The following is a 22,074-nucleotide window of genomic DNA, read 5'->3' as shown; positions in this document are numbered from 1 at the left end:
GGCGGACGTGCCGCCCCGGTGCGGCGACCGGGGGGAGGGCGGCCCCTGTCCGGGGGCCAGCCTGCGATGATGTGGCTGGTGACGCCGACGGACCGTGATCGGGTCAGGCGACGAGGGCGTGCCGGGCCGGCCCGCGGTGCGGGGCGATGGTGCTGCCGTCGGGAAGGAGTTCACCGGTGTCCTCGAAGACGATGACACCGTTGCAGAGCAGGCTCCAGCCCTGCTCAGGGAAGCACGCGATGACCCGGGCGGCGTCCCGGTCGGTCGCTTCGGCGGAGGGGCAGGTGATCTGGTGCTGGCACATCGGGTTCTCCGGACTGTGGGGGCACTGTGTCATGGTTCACATGACCAGTGACGCACAGTACCAAGGGACAGCGCACCGGATCGAGCAGCCTTCGGTCATGTTGCCCCGAAATCCGCTGAACGGATGAGTAAGAATGGGCCACCCGGCGTGGAAACGCTCCCAACGGCGTCGGTCGACATACCGGGAGTGCCGGCGCGCTGCCGCAGCGTGCTCGTCGAACGCGACCGCTACGTTTGGCGCCTCACCGACGGTGGCGACCCGGCCGCGCAGATCGCCGGATTCCTCACCGCGCACGGCCTGCCCGTCGACGACCTGACCCGCCCGGCGACCCACCGCACCGACGGCCCCTGCGGCGCCGCCCTGTTCGTCTCCGCCGCGGCCGGCGCCCGGATGGTCGGCGCACCCACCGGCCCGCCCAGCCCGGTGCCGGGCCTGCCCGACGTGGCCGTGGTCGTCTACGACCACGGCGCCGGCCTCCCCGGGCCGCCCGCACCCAGGCCACCTGCGGGTCGGCCCGTGGCGGGACAGTTGGACCACCGGGCAGCACGCCGACGCCGTGCGGACCGTCCGGGCCGCCATCGGCCGCGGCGACGTCTACCAGGTCAACGTCGTCGGCCACGCCGCCGCCACGTACACCGGCGACCCCGGGCCCGCCCTGGCCCGCCTCGCCGGGCTGCCCGGCGCCCGCTACGGCGGCACCCTGCGCGGCGAGGGCTGGACCCTCGGCTGCGCCTCACCGGAGACCCTCGTCGCGGTGCACGCCGGCCGGGTCGTCACCCGCCCGATCAAGGGCACCCGCCCGGCCACCGCCGCCGGACGCCACGACCTGCTCGCCTCGGCCAAGGAACGCGCCGAACACATCATGATCGTCGACCTGGAACGCAACGACCTGGCCCGGGTCGCCCGCACCGGGTCGGTGACCGTCGACGAGTTGTTCGCCGTCCGCCGCTGGTGCGACCTGTGGCAGGCCGAGTCGACGGTGTCCGCGGCGCTCGCCGACGGGGTCGGCCTGGCCGACCTGCTGCGCGCCACCTGCCCCGGCGGTTCGGTCACCGGCGCACCGAAACACGCCGCGCTGGCGTTGATCGCCGCCGTCGAACCCGTCGGCCGGGGCGCCGGCATGGGCGGGTTCGGCTGGGTCGGCCCCGGCCACCTCGACCTGGGGCTGACCATCCGCACCGCCGCCGCCGCCGGCGACCGGCTGCACCTGTGGGCCGGCGGCGGCATCACCTGGGACAGCGACCCGGCCGCCGAGGTCGCCGAGGCCGCCGCCAAGGCCGCCCCGGTGCGCGCCCTGCTCACCGCCGGCTGACCACACCGGCCGCTAGGGTGGCCGCATGCACGTCGAGTACAGCGGCACCGGCGACCCCGCCCGCAGCCTCGCCCTGCTCTGGCGCACCCGCGAGCGCACCAGCCGCGGCGGCGACCTCGGCGTCGACCGGATCGTCCGGGCCGCCATCGACGTCGCCGACACCGACGGACTCGCCGCGCTGTCCATGCGTCGGGTCGCCGAACGCCTCGGCGTGGGCACCATGTCCCTCTACACCCACGTGCCCGGCAAGGGTGAACTGCTCGACCTCATGCTCGACACCGTGCACGGCGAAACCCCCCGACCGGCGGACGTCCCCGGCGGGTGGCGGGGGCGGCTGGAACGCATCGCCCACGACAACTGGGCGCTGTACCTGCGCCACCGGTGGCTGTTGCAGGTCGCCACCACCCGCCCACCCCTGGGCCCCCACGTCACCGCCCGCTACGACTACGAACTGCGCGCCATCGAGGGCATCGGCCTGACCGACCTGGAGATGGACGCCGTGATCACCCTCGTCGACTCCTACGTCCACGGCGCGGTACGCGGCGCGGTGGAAGCCGCCCAGGCCACCGCCCGCACCGGACTCACCGACGAACAGTGGTGGCAGGCCCACGCCCCCTACCTGGAGAAGGTGATGGACCCGGCCCGGTTCCCCACCGCCGCCCGGGTCGGCGCCACCGCCGGCCAGGAGTACCAGGCCGCCACCGACCCCACCCGCGCCTTCGACTTCGGACTGGCCCGGATCCTCGACGGCATCGCCGCCCTGGTGGCCGACCGGTGCGCCGGGTGAACGCCGCCGGTAACCCCCCGATAGCCTTCCGGGCATGACCGTACGCCCGATCCGGATCATCGGTGACCCCGTCCTGCGCACCGCCTGCACCCCGGTGACCGACTTCGACGCCGCCCTGCAACGCCTCGTCGACGACCTGATGGACACCCTGCTCGGTGCGCCCGGCCGGGCCGGCGTCGCCGCCCCGCAGATCGGCGTCGACGCCCAGGTGTTCGTCTACGACGCCGACGGCCACCGGGGCCACCTGATCAATCCCACCATCGAGTTGTCCGACGAGGTCCAGGACGACGACGAGGGCTGCCTGTCCATCCCCGGGCTGTACTTCCCGACCCGCCGGGCCCTGCACGCCACCGTGCACGGCGTCGACCGGCACGGCGAGCCGTTGACCATCTCCGGCAGCGGGTTCCTCGCCCGCGCGTTGCAGCACGAAACCGACCACCTCGCGGGCCGGCTCTACGTCGACACCCTGCGCGGCGACATCCGCCGCAAGGCGCTGCGGGAGATCCGCGCCGGCCGGTTCGACTCGCCCCGCCGCCCCCGCTGAGCGGCCGGGCCTCAGCGGGGGCCGGTGGTCAACGTGTGCTCACCGAACCGGGCCACCCCGGTGAAACCGAGCCGCTCGTAGAGGCGCACCGCCGCGGTGTTGTCGGCCCGCACGTTCAACGTCACATGATCGACGCTGTCGCGCAGCCGGGCGCACAACGCGGCGACGGCCGCCCCCGCCAGTCCCCGGCCCCGCGCCCGCGGATGGGTCGTCACGTTGCCCAACGCGGCCACCCGGTAGGTCGGTGACCACACGTGCACCCCGGCCACCGCGACGAGGTCACCGTGCTCGCGCACGCCCACGTAGTGGCCGGTGTCGAGCATCCGCGGGTCGAACCAGTTGCCCGGGTACGCGGCGGCGTACAGGGCCCGTAACGCCGGCAGGTCCGCACCGTCGAGCACCTCACCCGAGGCGGTCACCCCGGCCAGCCGACCGGGGTCGGTCAACGCCATCCGCAGGTGCTCCCCGGCCGGGCTGACGACGTACCGGTCGGTGAGGGCCCGTTCCAGCCCGGGGGACAGGTGCGCGTACAGCCGGGCGGGCAGCACCGGGGCCAGCTCGTCGAGCAGCGCGGTCGCCGTCGACCGGTCCCGGTCGGCGGCGAACACCAGCAGCACCGGCTCCGCCGCGCCGTGGTAGAGCAACGCCACCTGCTCGTCGCGCCGGAACCACGACGTGTACGGCCAGAAGAAGTCGTCCAGATCACCCAGTTGGTAGGCGTGCAGCACCGGATCGCGACGCAGCAGCCCGGCCAGCACGGCACGGTCGTGTTCGGCGCGGACCGGCACCGGTCAGCAATCCCGGGCGGGAAGGTTCTCGTCGGCCCACCGGGCCAGCGCGTCCAATGCCGGCAGCAGGGCGGCGCCACGCTCGGTCAGCTGGTAGCTGACCCCCAGTGGGGGACCCTCCCGCACCCGGCGGCTGACCAGGTCGACCCGGGCCAGCTCACCCAGCCGGTCCGACAGCACCGACTCGCTGATCCCCGGCAGTGCCCGGGCCAACTCGGCGAAGCCCGCCGGCCCCTGGGCGAGGGTGCCCAGAATCATGCCGTTCCACCGTTTTCCCAGGAATGCGAACGCCCGGGACAGCCCCCCGGGACAGGCGCGGGGCCCATCGTCGATCGGGGAGCACGTCGTCATCGTCCCAGCATACGTGGTCTACAACTCACCCTAGCCGCTACGAAAAAACTAGCTGCTACTGTGGCCGCAGCAACTGCCGATCCGACCGGAGGACACCATGACCGACGTGCTGCCCGACCACCTGATCACCCTCGACCCCCAGGCCCAGGCCCAACTGTTCACCGAGGCCCGCACCGCCAACACCTTCACCGACGCCCCCGTCGGCGACGACCAGCTCCGCGCCATCTTCGACCTGGTCAAGTACCCACCCACCGCCATGAACGTCCAACCGCTGCGGGTCCTGTTCGTCCGCCCCGGCGAAGGCCGCGACCGCCTCCTCACCCACGTCGCCGAAGGCAACCGCGCCAAAACCGCCACCGCACCCGTCGTCGCCGTCCTCGCCGCCGACACCAACTTCCACGAACACCTCGACACCGTCTTCCCGATCCGCCCCGGCATGCGCGAACACTTCGCCGCCGACCCCACCACCCGCGACGCCATGGCCAGGTTCAACGCCGGCCTCCAGGTCGGCTACTTCCTGCTCGCCGTCCGCGCCGCCGGCCTCGCCGCCGGCCCGATGGGCGGATTCGACGCCACCGGAGTCGACACCGAATTCTTCACCGACACCGGCTGGAAGTCCCTGCTCCTGGTCAACATGGGCCACCCCGGCCCCGACGCCTGGCACCCCCGCCTGCCCCGCCTCGACTACGACACCGTCGTCCGGCACGCCTGAACCACCGACACCCCCGCACCGACCCCGGCTGGCCGGCCGAGCGCCACCACACGCTCAGCCGGCCAGCCACTGGTCGTACCCCAACCTCGCCACCAACGCCACCACCACCACCAGCAACACCACCCGCACGAACCCCGCACCCCGCCGCAACGCCATCCGCGCCCCCACCGCCGCCCCCACCACGTTGCACACCGCCATCGCCAACCCCAACCACCACCACACATGCCCGGTCGCCGCGAACACCACCAACGCCCCCAGATTCGTCCCCGCGTTGACCACCTTCGCCATCGCCGAACCATGCAGAAAATCCGCCCCCACCAACGCGGTGAACGCCACCACCAGGAACGTCCCCGTACCCGGACCGATCAACCCGTCGTACAGGGCGATACCCACCCCGGCCACCCCCACCGCCACCACCACCCGCACCCGGGTCCGCCGCGCCGGCACCGCCACCGTCCCCAACCGCGGCCGCAGCACCACGAACAACGCCACCGCCAGCAACACCACCAACACCACCGGCCGATACGCCCCCGCCGGCACCGCCCCCGCCAACGCCGCCCCCACCCCCGCGCACCCCACCGCCAACACCGCCGCCGGACCCGCCACCGCCCAGTCCACCCGCGTCCGCCGCGCAAACGTCACCGCCGCCGTCGAGGTGCCCGCGATCGCCGCCAACTTGTTCGTCCCCAACGCCGTCGCCACCGGCACCCCCGGCGCCGCCACCAACAACGCCGGCAACAACAACAACCCACCACCGCCCACCACCGCATCCACCCAACCAGCCAGGGCAGCCGCAGTGAGCAGCGTGATCAACGAGGCAGCATCCACGGCCGGCCATTCTCCCCACGCCACCCGGCCACCCGCCCACCCGAGTGGCCCACCTCACCGACCCCGCCGCCGCCGCACCCACACCCCCACCGCACCCAACGCCACGAACACCAACACCGAACAACACAACAACTTGATCATCCGGTAACTGTGCCACGGACGTAGGGTGCACAGGTGCGCCTGGCGACTTTCAACCTGCTGCACGGCCGCTCCCTGACCGACGGGCTCGTCGACCCCGACCGGCTCACCGCCGCCATCCGCGCCCTCGACGCCGACGTCCTCGCCCTCCAGGAAGTCGACCGCGACCAGTCCCGCAGCGGCCACCACGACCTCACCACCCTCGCCGCCCAGGCCCTCGACGCCCCCGAACACCGCTTCGCCGCCGCCGTCGTCGGCACCCCCGGCGTCCAGTTCCGCCCCCTACGTCACGACGACGACGGCCACGGCGAACCCTGCTACGGCATCGGCCTGATCAGCCGCCACCCCGTCCGCACCTGGCAGATCACCCGCCTCCCACCCGCACCCGTACGCTCACCCATCTACGCACCCGGCCCCGGCGGCGGACTGCTCCTGCTCCGCGACGAACCCCGCGTCGTCCTCGCCGCCGTCCTCGACACCCCCCACGGCCCCCTCACCGTCGCCGCCACCCATCTGTCCTTCGTCCCCGGCTGGAACGCCCACCAACTCCGCCGCGTCGTCCGCGCCCTGCGCGCGCTTCCCGCCCCCCGCATCCTGCTCGGCGACCTCAACCTCCCCGCCGGCCCCGCCCGCCTGCTCACCGGCTGGCGACCCCTGGCCCGCCGCCCCACCTACCCCGCCACCGCACCCCGGGTGCAACTCGACCACATCCTCGCCGACCCCCACGGCCTGCACCGGCTGCCCCCCGTCACCGCCGTCGACACCCCCCGCTCGACGATCTCCGACCACCGGCCCCTCATCGTCGACCTCGGCTGACCCGCCCACCGGTCACCCCCGCCCCGCAGCCCGCCGCGCCGCCCACCACGCGTTACGGAACAACATCGCCACCGTCGTCGGACCCACCCCACCCACCCGCGGCGTGATCGCCCCCGCCACCCGCGCACACGACTCGTCCACGTCCGGCAACAACCGCCGACCCGCGTAACGCACCCCACCACCGACCACCACCGCACCCGGCCGCACATGCTCCGGCCGCACGATCCCCGGCACCCCCACCGCCGCCACCAGAATCTCCGCCCGCCGGGTATACCGGGGCCAGTCCGCCACCCCCGTGTGCACCACCGTCACCGCCGCATTCGCCGTCGGCCGCTTCTGCGCCAACAACATCGCCAACGGACGACCCAACGTCGCACCCCGACCCAGCACCACCACCTCCCGACCCGCCACCGGCACCCCGTGGAACGCCAACAACGCCTCGATCCCCGCCGGCGTACACGGCAACGGCCCCGGCAACCCCAACGCCAACCGGCCCATGTTCACCGGATGCATCCCGTCCACGTCGGAATCCGGATCCAACACCTGCAACGCCCGGTCATAGTCCAGGTGCCCCGGAACCGGATGCTGCACCAACACCGCGTGCACCCCGGCGTCGTCGTTGAAATCCGCCAACACCCGGTGCAGATCCGCCTGCGTCGCCGACGCCGGCAACCGCACATGCGGCGACGCGAAACCCAACTCCGCGGCCTGCCGCTGCTTTATCCGGATGTACCCGGCACTCGCGTCGTCGTCACCCACCAGCACCGTCGCCAACGTCGGCACCACCCCGGCCGCCCGCAACGCCGCCACCCCCTCGGCGACCTCGGCGAGAATCCGATCCGCCACCGGCCCACCCGGCAGCAACCGCGCCGAACCGGCCACAGGGGAGGAAGAGAAAGACACAGACATGGCTCACCTCGACCACGGAGGCCCAGGCGGTCGACCCCCGCGACGAGCTCCCCGATGGTGGACCCATCCCCGTGCCGCCAGTCGCATCCACCCCCCACCATGCCACAACCGCACCCACCCGGCCGACACCGTCCGCCCGTGCGGCGCGCACCGGTGACGCCACCCCCTCAGTCGCGCCCACCACCCGACATCAACCCCACCAACACCCGGTTCGTCCGGTTCGACCGCACCGCCGCCCGCTGCTGACCCGCCGTCACCTCGATGTACGTCTGCGACGACGCCAACGACGCATGCCCGAGCAACCGCATGATCTCCGCCGCTCCCGCCCCGTCCTCGGCCAACCGGGTGGCGAACGTGTGCCGCAACGCGTGCAACCGGGCCCCCGCCGGCACCCGATCGGTGATCCCCGCCCGCCGGTAACAGGAATCCACCAGATACTGCAACCCACCCCGACGCAGCGGTTCACCCCGCCGATCCACCAACAACACGTCGTCCGGCCGCACGCTGCGCGCCCCGAACCGCCGCCGCCGGCTGTCCAGGTAGGCCGACACCACCTCGTCCAACTCCGGCTCCACCGGCACCACCCTCGGCCGGCCGCCCTTGCCGTCCACCGCCACCCGCCGCTCACCCGCCCGCCCCGACACCGACGACACCCGCAACGCCAACAGCTCCGCCAGGCGCAGCCCCGCGCACAACGCCAACGCCAACACCGCGACGTCCCGCTCCGGCCACGGATCGCGCTGCCGCGCGTCCTCCCGCGACACCGACGCCAGCAGCACCTCCGGGGTGTCCTCACCCCGCAACGGCTTGGGCCGGGGGAGCGGGGTACGGGGTCGCCCCACCGCCGGCATCGGATTTCCCGCCACCACCTGTTCGGCCACCAGGAACGAGAAGAACCCGTTCCAGCTCGACCAGGCCCGGTGCACCGACGAGGCCGCCCGGGGAGTGGCGAACCGGGCGAACGCCGCCCGCATCACCCTGGGGGAGAGGGTGGAGATCATCAGGGCGTCCGGGGGCAGGGGAGGGGTGTGTTCCGCACCGGCCAGTGTCGCGACGGCGCGCAGGTCCCGCCGGTAGGCCTCCTGGGTGTGCGGGGAGGGCTTGCGGGTGGCCCGTGCCGTCAGGAACTCCTCGATGAGCCGTCCAACCGATTCGTCCTGTTTGTCATGCATAAGGGATATTATGCAGCTTTCTCGGGTTCCTGGCCACCGGGGAAGGGGAGTGGCACACACGATGTGCGTCGGCGCCCCACCGCCGAATGCTCCCGCATGCGCGGCCCCGGGCAGGCGTGGCGGGAGCGACACGCCTGCCCGGCGGCACCCACCTGCCTGATCATCCTGTCCGCCAGCGGTGCCCGGAACGACATCCGGTGTCGGCTGCCATGATCGACCTGCCGCCCGAGGGTCGGTGCGGGCACCGTCTTCGCCCGGATCCTGCCGGAGGTCCTGGCGCTGGATCGCCGCCGCCGTACCCGAGCCGCGCCTGGTTGATCCTGACGGCTGGCGTCACCTCGGGGCGAGGGCGGCGCGGTTCCCGGCGTCGGGCCGCCCTCGACGGTGCGTGGCGCGCTGAAGCGCCCGCTGCCCGGAGGAGGCCCCCGCGCGTTCCACTTTACATAATGTACATTATCGAATCCATGTCCTGGAGGTGGCCGAGGTGCGGACGGATGCGCCGTGGCCACGCCCGGCCGCGCGTCGCGTCCGTCGCTGGACCTGCGGTCAGCTCCTGCGTCGCGCACGCTCCGCGCTGCGGGAACGTGCCTGCGCCACCAGCCGCGCCACCTCGTCGGCGGTGGCCGGGCCCGGGTTGACCACACTCGCCCAGCCCTGCACGGCGTACATCGGATGTGGCATCAAGCGGTCCGGTTCCGCGAAGTCGACCCCGCCGCTGCGTGCGGCGAACTCCTCCGGGCCGTAGCCGAACAGGTTCCGGAACTCGGCACGCCCCACCTCGATGTTGAGCCGGTACCGTCCGGGCTCGGACAGGCCCGACCGCTCGTCGAAGGTCGGGACGTCGTGCAGGACGATCGTGGCGAACGGCCGCGTTCGGTCCTCGCCGGCGAAGAAGAACCGGTCGCCCCAGGTGTAGGGCGGCATCTCGGAGCCCGGCGGGATCCGGGTCTCGGTCACCCCGGGAAGGCCGACGATCCGGGCCGCGTCGGCCGCCCCCGGCGCGGAGCCGATGTGCAGGATCGCGTCGCAGGTCTCGATCGTGCCCGCGTCCAGCGGGAAGTGCCCGAGCAGGTCCACCACACGTGCGCGCAGATCGCTACCGGCCGGCGGTGGGAAGATCCCGGTCTCTGGGCCGAGCCGTTCCTCGTAGGTTCCGGGCTCCGGCTGCCCGAGGCCGACCGGGCCGCTCGCCCCGAGGCTGCCGGCCACGTACACGTACCTGTCCCCGAGCAGCGGCGACACGATCGAGCCGGCCCCGTTCCACTGTGTTGCCAGGTCGATGCCGTCCCAGTGGGTGGCCCACCGGCTCGGGTGCCGTTGCAGGTGGGCGTTGTTCGCCGAAACCAGGGTCGGCCCACGGTCCCGTTCGTGCGCGTGGATGTCGAGCAGGTTCTGCGCCATCAGGGCGTCGCGCACCGCGAGCAGCCGGCCGACCCGCTGCGACGGGGTGCCCGGTTCGGCCATCGCCGCATGGTAGGTGAGCAGGCCGATGACCGTGCTGGCGAGCACCCTGGCGCGGTTCCAGAGCGCCGTGGAGGTGTCCCTGATCAGCTGGGGCGCGTCGGCGTACAGCTGGGCTCGGAGATCCTCGGCGAGACCGCGCAGCGCGGTTGCCTCCGGTGACCGGCCGGGAGATCGCGTCGCGTCGAACATGATCTCCTGCGCGGTCCAGCGTCCCTCGTCGCCGAGCATGCGGTCCAGGTCTGGCGCTGGCACCCCGAGGTAGTCGCGCAGCTCGCGGAGAAGTGGCCCGGGGCTGGGCGCGCCGGTGATCTCGGTGGGAGCGTCGAAGCCGTGGAAGGCGATGCGCTCGCCGGCCGGCCGCATGTCGTTGTGGGCGCGCAGCCAGTCGACCAGTTCGCGGCTGGCGGGGTGGGCGCCCCAGCCGTGGCTGATGCCGGTGGTCAGGTCCACGTCGTCGCGCCGGCCCTGTACGTAGTCGTCGACGGCGAGGCCGGCGGCCCGGTCCGACTCGATGGCGATCGACCGGAAACCGTGCTCGGCGAGTGTTTCGAGAATCCGGTTTCGCAGGTGCGGGAATGCCGGCTCGCCGTGGTAGGGCTCACCGATCGCGAGTAGGTGCGGCCGGCGGGCGGTGATCAGGGACTGCAGCTCGGTGTCGAAAGCCATGACTTCAACCGTATCGTTGAACCAGCGGTGGAGACTTTTTCCCGGACCGACCTGGGGGAACCGGTTGAAGTTTAAAAAGGCGGTGTACCGGCCGGTGGATCTGGCGCGGGCGCACGGGCTGTCTGCGCAGGCGGTTCGCAACTACGAGCAGGCCGGGGTGATCCCGCCCGCCGCGCGGACGGAGAGTGGTTACCGGGTCTACACCGACGACCATGCGGGCGCGTTGGATGCCTACGTCGCGCTTGTTCCGGGGTACGGCTACCGCAGGGCCGGTGAGGTCATGCGGTCGGTGCTCCGCGGCGATCTTCCGACGGCCCTGGCCGTGCTCGACACCGCCCATGTGCAGCTTCAACGTGACCGGGAGATCCTGGACGGGGTCGCCTCGACGGCTGTCGTGCTTGCCGCCGGTGTGCCTGCCGCTCCGGGTCCGGGCGGGCCCGTCCCGGTCGGTGTCGTTGCCCGCCGGCTCGGTGTCACCCCGGCCACGCTGCGCAAGTGGGAGCGTGCGGGCGTCCTGGCTCCGGCCCGGTCGGGGACCGCGCGGTCCTACTCCCCCGATGACGTGCGTGATGCCGAACTCGCTCATCTGCTTCGTCGCGGCGGTTACCCGCTGGATCGCATCGCTGCCGTGATCGGGCAGGTGCACGCCGCGGGTGGGCCCGGCCCGCTGGCGGCCTCGATCGACCAGTGGCGGGGGCGGATCACGGCCCGGGGGCGGGCGATGCTGACCGGTGCCGCCCGGCTCGCGGACTACCTGTCGTTTCTCGACCGGACTACCGGTCCCGCGTCCGCCGGTCTACAGGCCGCCGGCGACGCGCAGCACGGTGCCGGTGGTGTAGGTGGCGTCGGGGCCGAGTAGCCAGGCGACGGCCCCGGCGACCTCGTCGGGTTCACCGGCGCGGCCGAGTGGGATGCGGCCGGCGGCGGTGTCCGGGCGGTCGGGCACTCCGGAGTCGGCGTGGATGTCGGTGCGGATGATGCCGGGGGCGACGGCGTTGACCCGGATGCCGCGGGGGGCGAGTTCCTTGGCCAGGCCGATGGTGAGGGTGTCGGTGGCGGCTTTGACGGCGGCGTAGTGGATGTACTCCCCCGGGCTGCCGAGGGTGGCGGCGGCGGAGGAGATGTTGACGATGACGCCGCCGTGGGTGAGTCGGCGGGCGGCCTGTTGGGCGCAGAGGACGTAGCCGATGAGGTTGACGTCGACGACCCGGCGTAGGTCGTCGGGGCGCAGGTCGGTGAAGGGGCCGATGGGGCTGGTGACGCCGGCGTTGTTGACCAGGGCGGTGAGGGGGCCGAGGTCGGCGGCGGCGGTGAAGAGGCGGTCGATGTGGTTTGGGTCGGTGGTGTCGGCGGGTACGGCGATGGCGCGGCGGCCGAGGCGGTGGATGTCGGCGACGACGGTGGCGGCGGCGGCGTGGTCGCGGCGGTAGCCGATGGCGAGGTGGTGGCCCTCGGCGGCGAGTCGTCGGGCGGTGGCGGCGCCGATGCCGCGGCTGCCGCCGGTGATGACGGTGACCGGAGTCAATGCCCTGCTCCCCTGTCGGCCTGTGGTGCGGTGGTGTGACGGTACCGCCCGGCCGGTGGGGTGCGCGGGGTGTGGGCGGTCACGTGGCGCGGTGACGCGGTGGTGTGCGGGGTGATCGCTTACGCTCACCGCGTTTCGGACGGATCGGTGGAGGTGTGTGGTGGGTGTGAGTGTCGGTGATCTGGTGGAGGATTTCGTCCTGCCGGATCAGGCGGGTACGCCGCGGCGGTTGTCGGAGTTGTTGGCGTCGGGGCCGGTGGTGTTGTTCTTCTATCCGGCGGCGATGACCCGTGGGTGTACGGCGGAGAGCTGTCACTTCCGGGATCTGGCGGCGGAGTTCGCGGCGGTGGGGGCGCAGCGGGTGGGGATCAGTCGGGATCCGGTGGCGAAGCAGGCGGAGTTCTCCCGGTTGCACGGGTTCGACTATCCGTTGTTGTCGGATGTCGAGGGTGTGGTGGCGCAGGCGTTCGGGGTGCGGCGGCGGTTGCCGTTGGGGCCGTTGAGCACCCGGCGGATGACGTTCGTGATCGGGGTGGATCGGCGGGTGCTGGCGGTGGTGCACAGTGAGTTGGGGATGAACGAGCACGCCGATGAGGCGTTGCGGGTTCTGGGGGGCTGATCTTCCGGTTGTCGCCGTGGGCTGGTATCAAGGCAGGAATGACACACGTGTACGAAAGAGGGCTGTGATGGTGGGCCAGGGTTTGTCCGATGACGAGGTGCGGGGCATCCGGGAGGCGTTGACGGCGGGGCGGAAACCGAAGGTGGTGTTCACCGCGTCGGCGGGGCAGATCGCCGGCCAGGTGGGTCAGGTGGTGGAGCTGACCGATCCGGCGGTGTCCGACGAGTTCGTGGTGGTGCGGTTCGGCCGCGACGAGTTGCCCTTCTCCCCCGCTGATGTGGCGGTGGCGCCGCGGGGTGCGGGTCGTCGGGTGGCGGAGCCGAAGCCGGAGCCGGTGGTGGAGCAGGTGGAGTCGGTATCGAAGCCGGAGCCGGAGTTCGTGTTGGACACGCCTCGGGTGCCGGTGCCGGTGCCGCGTCGGGAGGAGTCGAGGGTGGAGCCGGTGCCGGTGGTGGAGAAGCCTGTGGCGCGTCGGCCGGCGAAGGTGGTGAAGCCGAAGGGGCCGGCGGGGCTGACGGTGACGTTGGCGTATGCCGACGGTGAGTGGACGGTGGCGGCGCAGCAGGGCGCGAAGGCGTTGGCGAAGCCGTACGTGGTGAAGCCGGCGGAGGCGTTGCGGATGGTGGCGCTGGTGGACGTGCCGGGGGTGCAGGAGGCGGTGGAGCAGATCCTGTCGGCGGAGCGGTCGGAGGCGGAGCAGCAGGCGGAGAAGCTGCGGGCCGAGTTGGCGGAGATCGAGGCGCGGTTGGCGGAGTTGCGCGAGGCGCGCTGAGGTCGGTTCGTGGTGGGCGGCCCGACGGCTGGTTTCCCGTGTTCGGGTGGCGGTCGGGGCGTCACCGCGGCGGTGGGGTGCGGTGCGGCGGTGACGCCGGTCGGTGCGGCGGGCCGGGTCGTTGTTTCCTGCTCGCGGCGCCGGGTGGGTCAGAAGTAGTCGCCGAGTTGGGCCGGGCCGCCGGCGGCGAGCAGGTCGAGGGTGGCGGGGTCGGTGCCGGTCGGGTGGTGCAGCAGGCCGGCCTGGGCGATGGTGCGGGCGGTGGCGGCGCCGGTGTAGAGCAGGGCGAAGCCGCGGACGGTGAGGTGTAGGTCGGCGGGGGTGGTGGTGCGGCGCAGGTCGGCGCTGCCGTTGGTGATCTCCAGGTGCCAGGTGCCGGTGTTCCAGTCGGCGAGGGGGTCGTCGAGGGTGAAGGTGGCGGTGCCGTGCAGGTGTGCCGGCCAGCCCCGGTCGCGGACGGCGCGGGTGACGTCGACGGGGCGGTGCATCCAGGTGTCCTGTTCGTGTTCGCGGGCCTTCTCCACCGGTAGGTGGGGGGTGAGGGGGTCGCCGGGGAGCAGGGGCAGGCGCAGGGTCGGGGCGACGCTGTGCCAGCTGGCGAGGATGCCGACGAGTTCGCGGGCGGCGTCGGCGGTGGTGGCGGCGAGGTCTTCGATGGTGAGGGTGCCGTGGTCGCCGTAGCCGTCGCGGCGGTTCCAGCCGGCGTAGCCGACGAGGTGGCCGTGGTGTTCGACGAGGGTGAGGCCGTCGTAGGGCAGGGTGGCGTCGGTGGTGTGGCGGGCGCGGTGGTGCTCGTGCAGGGGTCCGCTGCGGGCGAGTAGGCCGCGGCGGTGGCGGGTGGTGTGGGTGTGCAGGTCGTCGACGGCGGTGAGGTCGGCGGGGGTGCCGGGTCGGACGGTGAGGTGTGGGGTGGGTTGGTGGCGGGTGAGCAGGGCGGTGGGTAGGGCGACGGTGCGTAGGGTGCCGGCGGTTTCCCAGCCGCAGGCCCGGTAGGGGGCGGCGACGGTGGGGAAGAGCGCGCTGATGGCGGCGCCCCGGTCGTGTGCGCCGCGCAGCAGGGTGGTGAGCAGGGCGCGGGCGACGCCTCGGCCGCGGGCTTCGGGGGTGACGGCGACGCTGGCGATGTCGGCGGCGGCGACGGTGCGGCCGTCCCACCACTGGTCGTGGTGGAGGTCGGCGGCTTTGCCGATGAGGCGGCCGGTGTGGTCGAACGCGCCGTAGCGGGTGGTGCCGGGGGTGGGGGTGGTGGTCGGTGGTGGTGGTTGCGGGTCGGAGCCGAAGGCGGTGCGGCCGAGGTGCCAGGCGGCGGTGGCGTCGTCGTCGGTGAGTTCCCGGACGTGGGGGGTGTGGCGCATGCGGCGACGATAGCGGTGGGTGGGTGGGGCGGCGATCGGTTTGTGTGGGGACGCGTTGCGGGGCCGGTGCGACCCCCTCGCCCCGGCCCCGCGTCCCCGCGTCCCCGCGCCCCTCGCGCGTCTTTCAGTGTTGCGGGATGTTCTGTACCCCGATTCGCTTGCGGAACACCCAGTAGGTCCAACCTTGGTAGGCGAGGACGATCGGGGTGAAGATCACCGCCACCCAGGTCATGATCTTGAGGGTGTAGGGGGTGGAGGCGGCGTTGGTGGCGGTGAGGGTGCCGGCGGGGTCCAGGGTCGAGGGCATGACGTTGGGGAACAGGGCGGCGAACAGGGTGGCCACGGCGAGGGCGATGGCGACGGCGGTGCCGGTGAAGGCCCAGCCTTCGCGGCGTACCCGGGCGGCGGCGAGGGCGCCGAGCAGGGCGAGGGCGGCGCCGGCGGCGAGCACGACGGCGGCCGGGCTGGAGCGGATGGTGAGGGTCCAGGTGAGGAAGGCGACGGCGACGACGGCGGTGCCGAGGCCGAGTCGGACGGCGAGGGCGCCGGCGCGGTGGCGGATGTCACCGGTGGTCTTGAGGGCGAGGAACACTGCGCCGTGGGTGAGGAACAGGCCGAGGGTGGTCAGGCCGCCGAGCAGGGCGTAGGGGTGCAGCAGGTCGAGCAGGCCGCCGACGTATTCGTGGTCGGCGTCCAGGGGTACGCCGCGGAAGATGTTGGCGAAGGCGACGCCCCAGAGTAGGGCGGGGATGGCGGAGCCCCAGAAGATGGCGTGGTCCCAGCGGCGTTTCCAGGAGGCTTCGGGGCGCTTGTGGCGGTATTCGAAGGCGACGCCGCGGGCGATGAGGGCGAGCAGGATGAGTAGTAGGGGCAGGTAGAAGCCGGAGAAGAGGGTGGCGTACCACTCGGGGAAGGCGGCGAACATGGCGCCGCCGGCGGTGATGAGCCAGACCTCGTTGCCGTCCCAGACGGGGCCGATGGTGTTGATGAGGACGCGGCGTTGCCGGTCGTCGCGGCCGAGGACGGGCAGCAGCATGCCGACGCCGAAGTCGAAGCCTTCGAGGATGAAGTAGCCGGTGAAGAGCACGGCGACGAGGAGAAACCAGATGGTGGTCAGTTCCACGGGGGGCTCCGGGGATCAGTAGGCGAAGGCGAGCGGGCGCTCGGCGTCGTCGGTGTCGTCGGGGGTGGGGGTGACGTCGGGTACGCCGGCGCGGGCGTAGCGCAGCAGGAGTTTGAATTCGATGACGGCGAGGACGGCGTAGATGAGGGTGAAGGCGGTGAAGGAGGTGAGGACCTCGGTGCGGGAGACGCTGCGGGAGACGCCGTCGCGGGTGAGCATTTCGCCGAAGACGATCCAGGGTTGGCGGCCCATCTCGGTGAAGATCCAGCCGAAGGAGTTCGCGAGCAGCGGCAGGGTGGGCATGATCAGGCCGGCGCGTAGCAGCCAGCGGTTGGTGGGGGTGCGGCCTTTGCGTTGGGTCCAGAGGACGAGCAGGGCGATGGCGGCGGCGGCGAGTCCGAAGCCGATCATGAAGCGGAAGCTCCAGTAGGTGACCGGGATGATCGGGGTGTAGCTGCCGGGGCCGTACTGGCTGGCGTACTGGGCCTGGAGGTCGTTGATGCCGTGGACGGTGCCGTGGGGGTCGCCGGTGCCGAGGTAGGACAGCAGGTAGGGGATCTTGAGGGCGAAGACCTCGCGGCTGCCGTCGAGGCTGCCGATGGTGAGCACGGAGAACGAGGCGGGGCTCTCGGTGGTGTAGAGGCCTTCGGCGGCGGCCATCTTCATCGGCTGCACCTGGGTCATGATCTTGCCTTGGATGTCGCCGGTGAGCAGGACCAGGGTGGAGGAGATCAGGACGACCCAGGCGCCGAAGCGGGTGGCGTACCGGTAGGCGTCGGTGTCGGGGCTGGTGCGGTGGCGCATGAGGTGCCAGAGGCCGACGGTGGTGACGAGGGAGCCGGCGACGAGGAAGGCGCCGGCGAGGGTGTGCGGGAAGGTGATCAGGGCGACCTTGTTGGTGAGGACGGCGACGAAGTCGGTGAGTTCGGCGCGTCCGGTGTCGGGGTTGAAGCGGTAGCCGACGGGGTTCTGCATGAACGAGTTGGCGGCGAGGATGAAGTAGGCGGACAGGTTGGTGCCGATGGCGGCGGCCCAGATGCTGGCCAGGTGCAGGCGTGGGGGTAGCCGGTCCCAACCGAAGATCCACAGGCCGATGAAGGTGGATTCGAGGAAGAAGGCGACCAGGGCTTCGATGGCCAGGGGTGCGCCGAAGATGTCGCCGACGAAGCGGGAGTAGTCGGACCAGTTCATGCCGAACTGGAATTCCTGCACGATGCCGGTGACCACTCCCATGGCGAAGTTGATCAGAAAGAGTTTGCCGTAGAACTTGGTGAGTTTGAGGTACTTCTCGTCGCCGGTGCGGTGCCATCGGGTCTGGAGGATGGCGACCAGGACGGACAGCCCGATGGTGAGTGGTACGAAGAGAAAGTGGTAGACGGTGGTGACACCGAACTGCCAGCGGGCGACGTCCAACGCGTCCACCGAGATCCCCCTGCCGTTAATACTACGAGACGTAGTAAATACTACTGCCTGTCGTAGGGCGGGTGGCAGGGCCGGGGGTCCCGATCCGGCCCGGGACCAATGACCCTGATCACCGCAGGCCGCCCGACCCGGGTCCGGTCCTCCCCCACGCCCGTGCGACCATCGGCGACTGATGGACACCCCGCGCCCCGGCTGGCAGCCACCACTGTTCTGGCGTGCCGCCCAACTGTTCGCCCGGCTGGTCGTCGCCGCGCTGGCCCGGCTGGAGGTCAGCGGGGACATCCCCGCGCACCTGCGCCGGGGACCGCTGATCCTGGCCGCCAACCACATCAGCCCCTTCGACCCCATCGTGCTGGGCGCCGCCTGCCGGGCCCGGGGCATGGCGCCCCGCTTCATGGCCACCGGCGGGTTGTTCCGGACCCCCGGGCTCGGTGCGCTGATGCGCCACGCCGGGCACCTGCGCGTCGACCGGGGCACCACCGGCGTACGCCAGGCGCTCGACGACGCCGCCGCCGCGGTCACCGCCGGTTCCGTGGTGCTGGTCTACCCGGAAGGGCGGATCGGCCTCGACCCCGACATGTGGCCCGAACGCGGCAAGACCGGCACCGCCCGGCTCGCCATGGCCTGCGGCGCACCGGTGGTGCCCGTCGCCCAGTGGGGGTCGCACGAGGTGCTGCCCTACCAGGCGCCCCGGGGCATGCTGCGCGGGCTGGGGCGGGCGCTGGTGCGCCGCCCGGTGATCCGGGTCAGCTTCGGTGCGCCACTGGACCTGCGGGACCTCTCCCCCGCCGCGCCCGGCGCGGCGCGGCGCGGCACCGACCGGATCATCGACGCCATCACCGACACCCTGGCCCCGCTGCGCGCCGACGAACCCGACCGGCCCCGGCACGTCGACCCGGGCCGCCCCGTCGACACCAGCCGGGCCCACCACCGCCCCACCGCCAGTTGACCCGCCGCCCACGAAAGATCGCCGGTCGGCCACCCGGCGGTCACGTTGGGCGGGCATACTGCGCTGCGTGCTGACCCGTCCCGGTTACCTGGACGCCCCCACCCCGCTGGCCTTCGCCCACCGCGGTGGCGCCGCCGACGGCGACGAGAACACCGTCGCCGCGTTCACCCGGGCCGTCGACCTGGGCTACCGGTACGTGGAGACCGACGTGCACGGCACCGCCGACGGGGTGTGCGTGGTCTTCCACGACGCCACCCTGCACCGGGTCACCGGGGACCGGGGACGCCTCGCCGACCTGCGGTGGGCCGACCTGGCGTCGGTGCGGGTCGGCGGCGCGGCGGTCGTACCCCGGCTCGACGAGGTGCTGGCCGGTTGGCCGCAGGTCCGGTTCAACATCGACGTGAAGGCCGACGGTGGGGCCACCCCGGCGGTGGCGGCGGTGACCCGGGTCGGCGCGGCCGACCGGGTGCTGCTGGCGTCGTTCAGCGACGCCCGGCTGGCCCGGTTGCGGGCGGCCACCGGGGGTCGGGTGGCCACCGGGCTGGGCATGCGGGGGGTGGCCCGGCTGTGGTGGGCGTCGCGGCACGGCCGGCCGGTGCGGTTGCCGCCGTCGGTGGTGGCCGCGCAGGTGCCGCCCCGGTACGGGCGGGTGCCGGTGGTCGACCGCCGGTTCCTGTCCTACTGCCACCGGTTGGGGTTGCAGGTGCACGTCTGGACGATCGACGAACCTGCCCAGATGCACGACTTACTTGATCGTGGTGTGGATGGCATCATGACCGATCACGTCGGCGTGCTGCGCGACGTCTACCGCAGCCGCGGCCTCTGGGCCGCCTGAGCCCCGAGGACCGCGATGGCCGACCCGGTCACCACCCCCACCGTCGTCGACGCCCCGGCGGGCCTGCGCCGGGAACGGCGTGGCTGGTACCTGTACGACTGGGCCAACTCGGCCTTCCAGACCACCGTCATCACGGTCTTCCTCGGCCCGTTCCTCACCACCGTCACCGAGTTGGCCGCGGGCTGTGAACTCGGCGCGGACAGCTGCGACGGGTACGTGCACCCGCTGGGCATCCGGGTGGCCGCCGGCTCGTACTACCCGTACCTGATCTCGTTGTCGGTGTTCCTGACCGTGTTCGTGCTGCCCGTGGTGGGGGCGATCGCCGACCGGACCATGCACAAGAAGCGGCTGTTGGCCGGCGCGGCGTTCACCGGGGCCGGGGCGACCATCGCGATGGCGTTGGTCACCGGCGAGCGGTACCTGCTCGGTGGGGCGCTTTTCCTGGTCGCCAACATCGCCTTCGGGGCGGCGGTGGTGGTGTACAACTCGTTCCTGCCGCAGCTCGCCGGCCCCGACGAACGCGACGCCGTGTCCAGTCGCGGCTGGGCCATCGGCTACCTCGGCGGTGGTGTGCTGCTGGCGTTGAACCTGGTGGCCGTCACCCTGCTCAGTGAGGACGGCAACCCGCAGCGCACCCTGGACCTGGCCCGCTGGTCGATCGTGTCGGCCGGGGTGTGGTGGGCGGTGTTCACGCTGGTGCCGTTGCGGTGGCTGCGGGAGCATCCCACCGTCGAGGCGGTGCGTGGTGGCGGCCGCAACGTGGTCACCGACGGGTTCCGGCAACTGGGTCGGACCCTGCGGGAGATCAAGGCGTATCCGTTGACGCTGTACTTCCTGCTGGCGTTCCTGGTCTACAACGACGGCATCCAGACGGTGATCACCCTGGCCAGCCAGTACGGCACCGAGGAGTTGCGGCTGGGGCAGAGCACCCTGATCGTGACGATCCTGCTGGTGCAGTTCCTCGCCTTCGGCGGGGCGCTGGGGTTGGGCGCGTTGGCCCGGCGCATCGGCGCGTGGAAGACGGTGCTGCTGTCGTTGGTGCTGTGGACGGGGGTGATTCTCGGCGCGTTCCGGTTGCCCGCCGAGGCGCCGCTGCCGTTCATGATCCTCGGTGCGGCGATCGGCCTGGTCCTCGGCGGCAGCCAGGCATTGAGCCGGTCGCTGTTCAGCCAGCTCATCCCCGCCGGCAAGGAGGGCGAGTACTACGGGTTCTACGAGATCAGCGACAAGGGCACCAGTTGGCTCGGCCCGCTGGCGTTCGGGTTGGTCTTCCAGCTCACCTCCTCCTACCGGGTGGGTCTGGTCTCACTGCTGATCTTCTTCGTGGTCGGGTTCGCGTTGTTGGCGGCCGTGCCGATGCGCCGGGCCATCCTCGCCGCCGGCAACACCCCGCCCCGGGTGCTCTGACCACCGGCCCGATCCACCCGTGCCGATGGGCTAGGCTGCCCCGACGTGACCGACGACGCCGCTGCCACCCCCACCTGCCTGGCCCGCCCGCTCCCGGGCCCGGACGACGGGGGGACCGGCTGCGCCGCCGCGCGGGGTGTCGACGGCCGCCCGTTGCACGCCGCCGCGTTGAAGTTCTTCTGGGGTCCGATGGACTGCGGCAAGTCGACGATGGCGTTGCAGATGAACTACAACCACGCCCGGCAGGGGCGGCGGGGTCTGGTCACCACCCGCATCGACCGGTCGTTGGGCCCGCAGGTGACCACCCGCATCGGGCTGGCCCACTCGGCCGTCGAGGTGACCGACACGTTGGACCTGCGTGCCCTGGTCCGCGACACCTGGGCCGAGGGGGTCCGCATCGACTACCTGATCTGCGACGAGGCGTCGTTCTACGACGTGGCGCACGTCGAGCAGATGGCCGAACTGGTCGACGGCTACGACGTCGACGTGTACGCCTTCGGCCTGGCCACCGACTTCCGGTCCTGCCTGTTCCCCGCCGCCCGGCGGCTGTTCGAACTGGCCGACGAGGTGGCCCGCATCCAGGTGGAGGTGCTGTGCTGGTGCGGCCGGGAGGGGCTGCTCAACGCCCGGGTCGTCGCCGGCCGGGTGGTCCGCGAGGGCGCCCAGGTCGTCATCGGTGACACCGTCGACACCGCCGACGTGCGCTACCAGGTGCTGTGCCGGCGGCACTACCGCTCGGGTGATCTCGGCCCGCGCGCCTGAGCCACCACGACCCGTGACCAGTCGGCCGCGCGGTCAGTACGGGTCGCCGCAGATCCGCCACTTCCCGTCCTCCTTCACCACCGGCAGTCCACGCTCTTCGGCGGCCCCGCCGTCGCGGGTGACCCGCACGGCCACCTCACCGGCCGGCCGGCCCCCCTTGGTGCGCACCGACACGTCGAGGATCTCGTAGCCGGTGACCACCGGCGGGGTGCGGACCCACCCGGCGAAGCCGACCTCGCTCCACCGGCCACGGGTCTGCGCGCAGAGCCGCCGGTAGGCCTGCTCCACCTGCCCGGCGGACAGTTCCCGGAAGAACCCGTCGGCGCTCTCCCGCACCGGGCCGGTGGCGCCCACCACGACCTGCACGTTCCACAGGCCCAACCCGGCCACCCCGACCAGGCACAGGCCGACGGCGAGGCCGCCCAGGAACAGCCCGGTGCGCACCGGGCGGTGCCGCCGCGCCGGCCGGGTCCACGCCTGTTCCACGCCCATCACCTGCGACGGTATGCGCCGG

At 72.4% G+C, this 22,074-nt stretch carries 23 protein-coding genes, 1 pseudogene and 1 riboswitch; of the genes and pseudogenes, 12 read left to right on the top strand and 12 right to left on the bottom strand.

All coding sequences use genetic code 11. The annotated features are described in order from the left end of the window. Positions 1-103 precede the first annotated feature (103 nt). The gene (locus ACQP1S_RS16105; RefSeq protein ID WP_067311530.1) at positions 104-304 is read right to left on the bottom strand and encodes a DUF5999 family protein; all 201 of its coding nucleotides are present in this window, start codon (positions 302-304) and stop codon (positions 104-106) included. 123 nt (positions 305-427) lie between these two features. Here ACQP1S_RS16105 and ACQP1S_RS16100 point away from each other — a divergent pair. The 3 genes and pseudogenes from ACQP1S_RS16100 (at position 428) to def (ending at position 2,947) form a co-directional block, all read left to right on the top strand. Then, positions 428-1,616 (top strand): annotated as a pseudogene (locus ACQP1S_RS16100) (chorismate-binding protein). A gap of 25 nt (positions 1,617-1,641) precedes the next feature. Beyond that, the gene (locus ACQP1S_RS16095; protein WP_432907572.1) at positions 1,642-2,403 is read left to right on the top strand and encodes a TetR/AcrR family transcriptional regulator; all 762 of its coding nucleotides are present in this window, start codon (positions 1,642-1,644) and stop codon (positions 2,401-2,403) included. A gap of 34 nt (positions 2,404-2,437) precedes the next feature. Then, positions 2,438-2,947 carry a peptide deformylase gene (gene def, locus ACQP1S_RS16090; protein WP_432907570.1) on the top strand — a complete coding sequence of 170 codons (510 nt, stop codon included), beginning with the start codon at positions 2,438-2,440 and terminating at the stop codon, positions 2,945-2,947. Between the two features lie 11 nt (positions 2,948-2,958). On the opposite strand, the gene ACQP1S_RS16085 is transcribed toward def, so the two are convergent. Further along, positions 2,959-3,735, bottom strand: coding sequence for a GNAT family N-acetyltransferase (locus ACQP1S_RS16085; RefSeq protein WP_432907567.1), 777 nt, complete (start codon positions 3,733-3,735; stop codon positions 2,959-2,961). A gap of 3 nt (positions 3,736-3,738) precedes the next feature. Continuing rightward, a complete protein-coding gene (locus ACQP1S_RS16080; protein ID WP_432907564.1) occupies positions 3,739-3,993 on the bottom strand; it encodes a winged helix-turn-helix transcriptional regulator in 255 nt (84 codons plus the stop codon). Positions 3,994-4,183: 190 nt separating this feature from the next. Here ACQP1S_RS16080 and ACQP1S_RS16075 point away from each other — a divergent pair, with 190 nt between their 5' ends. Further along, positions 4,184-4,798, top strand: a complete 615-nt coding sequence (locus ACQP1S_RS16075) for a malonic semialdehyde reductase (protein ID WP_432907557.1) — start codon at positions 4,184-4,186, stop codon at positions 4,796-4,798. 54 nt (positions 4,799-4,852) lie between these two features. On the opposite strand, the gene ACQP1S_RS16070 is transcribed toward ACQP1S_RS16075, so the two are convergent. Then, positions 4,853-5,626, bottom strand: coding sequence for a sulfite exporter TauE/SafE family protein (locus ACQP1S_RS16070; RefSeq protein WP_432907554.1), 774 nt, complete (start codon positions 5,624-5,626; stop codon positions 4,853-4,855). Positions 5,627-5,800: 174 nt separating this feature from the next. On the opposite strand from ACQP1S_RS16070, the gene ACQP1S_RS16065 reads away from it, so the two are divergent. Further along, complete coding sequence (locus ACQP1S_RS16065; protein WP_432907551.1) at positions 5,801-6,580, top strand: endonuclease/exonuclease/phosphatase family protein; 780 nt, start codon at positions 5,801-5,803, stop codon at positions 6,578-6,580. Positions 6,581-6,592: 12 nt separating this feature from the next. Here ACQP1S_RS16065 and ACQP1S_RS16060 read toward each other — a convergent pair whose 3' ends face one another. The 3 genes from ACQP1S_RS16060 to ACQP1S_RS16050 all read right to left on the bottom strand — a co-directional run bounded on the left by ACQP1S_RS16060 (position 6,593) and on the right by ACQP1S_RS16050 (position 10,791). Further along, positions 6,593-7,489, bottom strand: coding sequence for a bifunctional 5,10-methylenetetrahydrofolate dehydrogenase/5,10-methenyltetrahydrofolate cyclohydrolase (locus ACQP1S_RS16060; protein WP_432907548.1), 897 nt, complete (start codon positions 7,487-7,489; stop codon positions 6,593-6,595). A 13-nt stretch (positions 7,490-7,502) separates the two neighbouring features. After that, positions 7,503-7,579, bottom strand: a riboswitch (ZMP/ZTP riboswitch). A gap of 77 nt (positions 7,580-7,656) precedes the next feature. Beyond that, positions 7,657-8,661: a tyrosine-type recombinase/integrase gene (locus tag ACQP1S_RS16055; RefSeq protein ID WP_432907546.1), complete on the bottom strand. Its 1,005-nt coding sequence runs from the start codon at positions 8,659-8,661 to the stop codon at positions 7,657-7,659. A gap of 546 nt (positions 8,662-9,207) precedes the next feature. Continuing rightward, entirely contained in the window at positions 9,208-10,791 is a 1,584-nt protein-coding gene (locus tag ACQP1S_RS16050) for a DUF6194 family protein (RefSeq protein WP_432907543.1), read from the bottom strand. Positions 10,792-10,873: 82 nt separating this feature from the next. On the opposite strand from ACQP1S_RS16050, the gene ACQP1S_RS16045 reads away from it, so the two are divergent. Beyond that, on the top strand, positions 10,874-11,650 hold the full coding sequence (locus tag ACQP1S_RS16045) for a MerR family transcriptional regulator (protein WP_432908076.1): 777 nt from the start codon (positions 10,874-10,876) through the stop codon (positions 11,648-11,650). Here ACQP1S_RS16045 and ACQP1S_RS16040 read toward each other — a convergent pair. Next, the gene (locus ACQP1S_RS16040) at positions 11,588-12,316 is read right to left on the bottom strand and encodes an SDR family NAD(P)-dependent oxidoreductase (RefSeq protein ID WP_363671739.1); all 729 of its coding nucleotides are present in this window, start codon (positions 12,314-12,316) and stop codon (positions 11,588-11,590) included. The genes ACQP1S_RS16045 and ACQP1S_RS16040 overlap by 63 nt on opposite strands. 157 nt (positions 12,317-12,473) lie before the next feature. On the opposite strand from ACQP1S_RS16040, the gene ACQP1S_RS16035 reads away from it, so the two are divergent. After that, a complete protein-coding gene (locus ACQP1S_RS16035; RefSeq protein WP_432907540.1) occupies positions 12,474-12,935 on the top strand; it encodes a peroxiredoxin in 462 nt (153 codons plus the stop codon). Positions 12,936-13,002: 67 nt separating this feature from the next. After that, positions 13,003-13,707, top strand: coding sequence for a hypothetical protein (locus ACQP1S_RS16030; protein ID WP_091240360.1), 705 nt, complete (start codon positions 13,003-13,005; stop codon positions 13,705-13,707). 149 nt (positions 13,708-13,856) lie between these two features. On the opposite strand, the gene ACQP1S_RS16025 is transcribed toward ACQP1S_RS16030, so the two are convergent. From ACQP1S_RS16025 to ACQP1S_RS16015, 3 genes are all read right to left on the bottom strand, one after another. Beyond that, positions 13,857-15,062 (bottom strand): GNAT family N-acetyltransferase, encoded by a 1,206-nt coding sequence (locus tag ACQP1S_RS16025; protein ID WP_432907536.1) that lies wholly within the window; start codon positions 15,060-15,062, stop codon positions 13,857-13,859. Between the two features lie 124 nt (positions 15,063-15,186). Beyond that, positions 15,187-16,185 carry a cytochrome d ubiquinol oxidase subunit II gene (cydB, locus tag ACQP1S_RS16020; protein ID WP_432907533.1) on the bottom strand — a complete coding sequence of 333 codons (999 nt, stop codon included), beginning with the start codon at positions 16,183-16,185 and terminating at the stop codon, positions 15,187-15,189. Positions 16,186-16,200: 15 nt separating this feature from the next. Continuing rightward, on the bottom strand, positions 16,201-17,607 hold the full coding sequence (locus ACQP1S_RS16015; RefSeq protein WP_432907530.1) for a cytochrome ubiquinol oxidase subunit I: 1,407 nt from the start codon (positions 17,605-17,607) through the stop codon (positions 16,201-16,203). Between the two features lie 172 nt (positions 17,608-17,779). Here ACQP1S_RS16015 and ACQP1S_RS16010 point away from each other — a divergent pair, with 172 nt between their 5' ends. From ACQP1S_RS16010 to ACQP1S_RS15995, 4 genes are all read left to right on the top strand, one after another. Beyond that, positions 17,780-18,556 (top strand): lysophospholipid acyltransferase family protein, encoded by a 777-nt coding sequence (locus tag ACQP1S_RS16010; RefSeq protein ID WP_432907527.1) that lies wholly within the window; start codon positions 17,780-17,782, stop codon positions 18,554-18,556. Between the two features lie 67 nt (positions 18,557-18,623). After that, positions 18,624-19,391, top strand: coding sequence for a glycerophosphodiester phosphodiesterase (locus tag ACQP1S_RS16005; RefSeq protein WP_432907524.1), 768 nt, complete (start codon positions 18,624-18,626; stop codon positions 19,389-19,391). Positions 19,392-19,406: 15 nt separating this feature from the next. After that, on the top strand, positions 19,407-20,798 hold the full coding sequence (locus tag ACQP1S_RS16000) for an MFS transporter (protein WP_091240340.1): 1,392 nt from the start codon (positions 19,407-19,409) through the stop codon (positions 20,796-20,798). Between the two features lie 45 nt (positions 20,799-20,843). Continuing rightward, a complete protein-coding gene (locus ACQP1S_RS15995; protein WP_091240337.1) occupies positions 20,844-21,560 on the top strand; it encodes a thymidine kinase in 717 nt (238 codons plus the stop codon). Between the two features lie 33 nt (positions 21,561-21,593). Here ACQP1S_RS15995 and ACQP1S_RS15990 read toward each other — a convergent pair whose 3' ends face one another. Further along, positions 21,594-22,052: an Rv0361 family membrane protein gene (locus tag ACQP1S_RS15990; RefSeq protein WP_432907520.1), complete on the bottom strand. Its 459-nt coding sequence runs from the start codon at positions 22,050-22,052 to the stop codon at positions 21,594-21,596. Between the last annotated feature and the right edge of the window lie 22 nt (positions 22,053-22,074).

Source organism: Micromonospora matsumotoense (assembly GCF_050951065.1).
Taxonomy (GTDB): Bacteria; Actinomycetota; Actinomycetes; order Mycobacteriales; family Micromonosporaceae; genus Micromonospora; species Micromonospora matsumotoensis.
The sequence above is the reverse complement of the archived record's forward strand: the minus strand, read 5'-3'. Positions and strand labels throughout refer to the sequence as shown.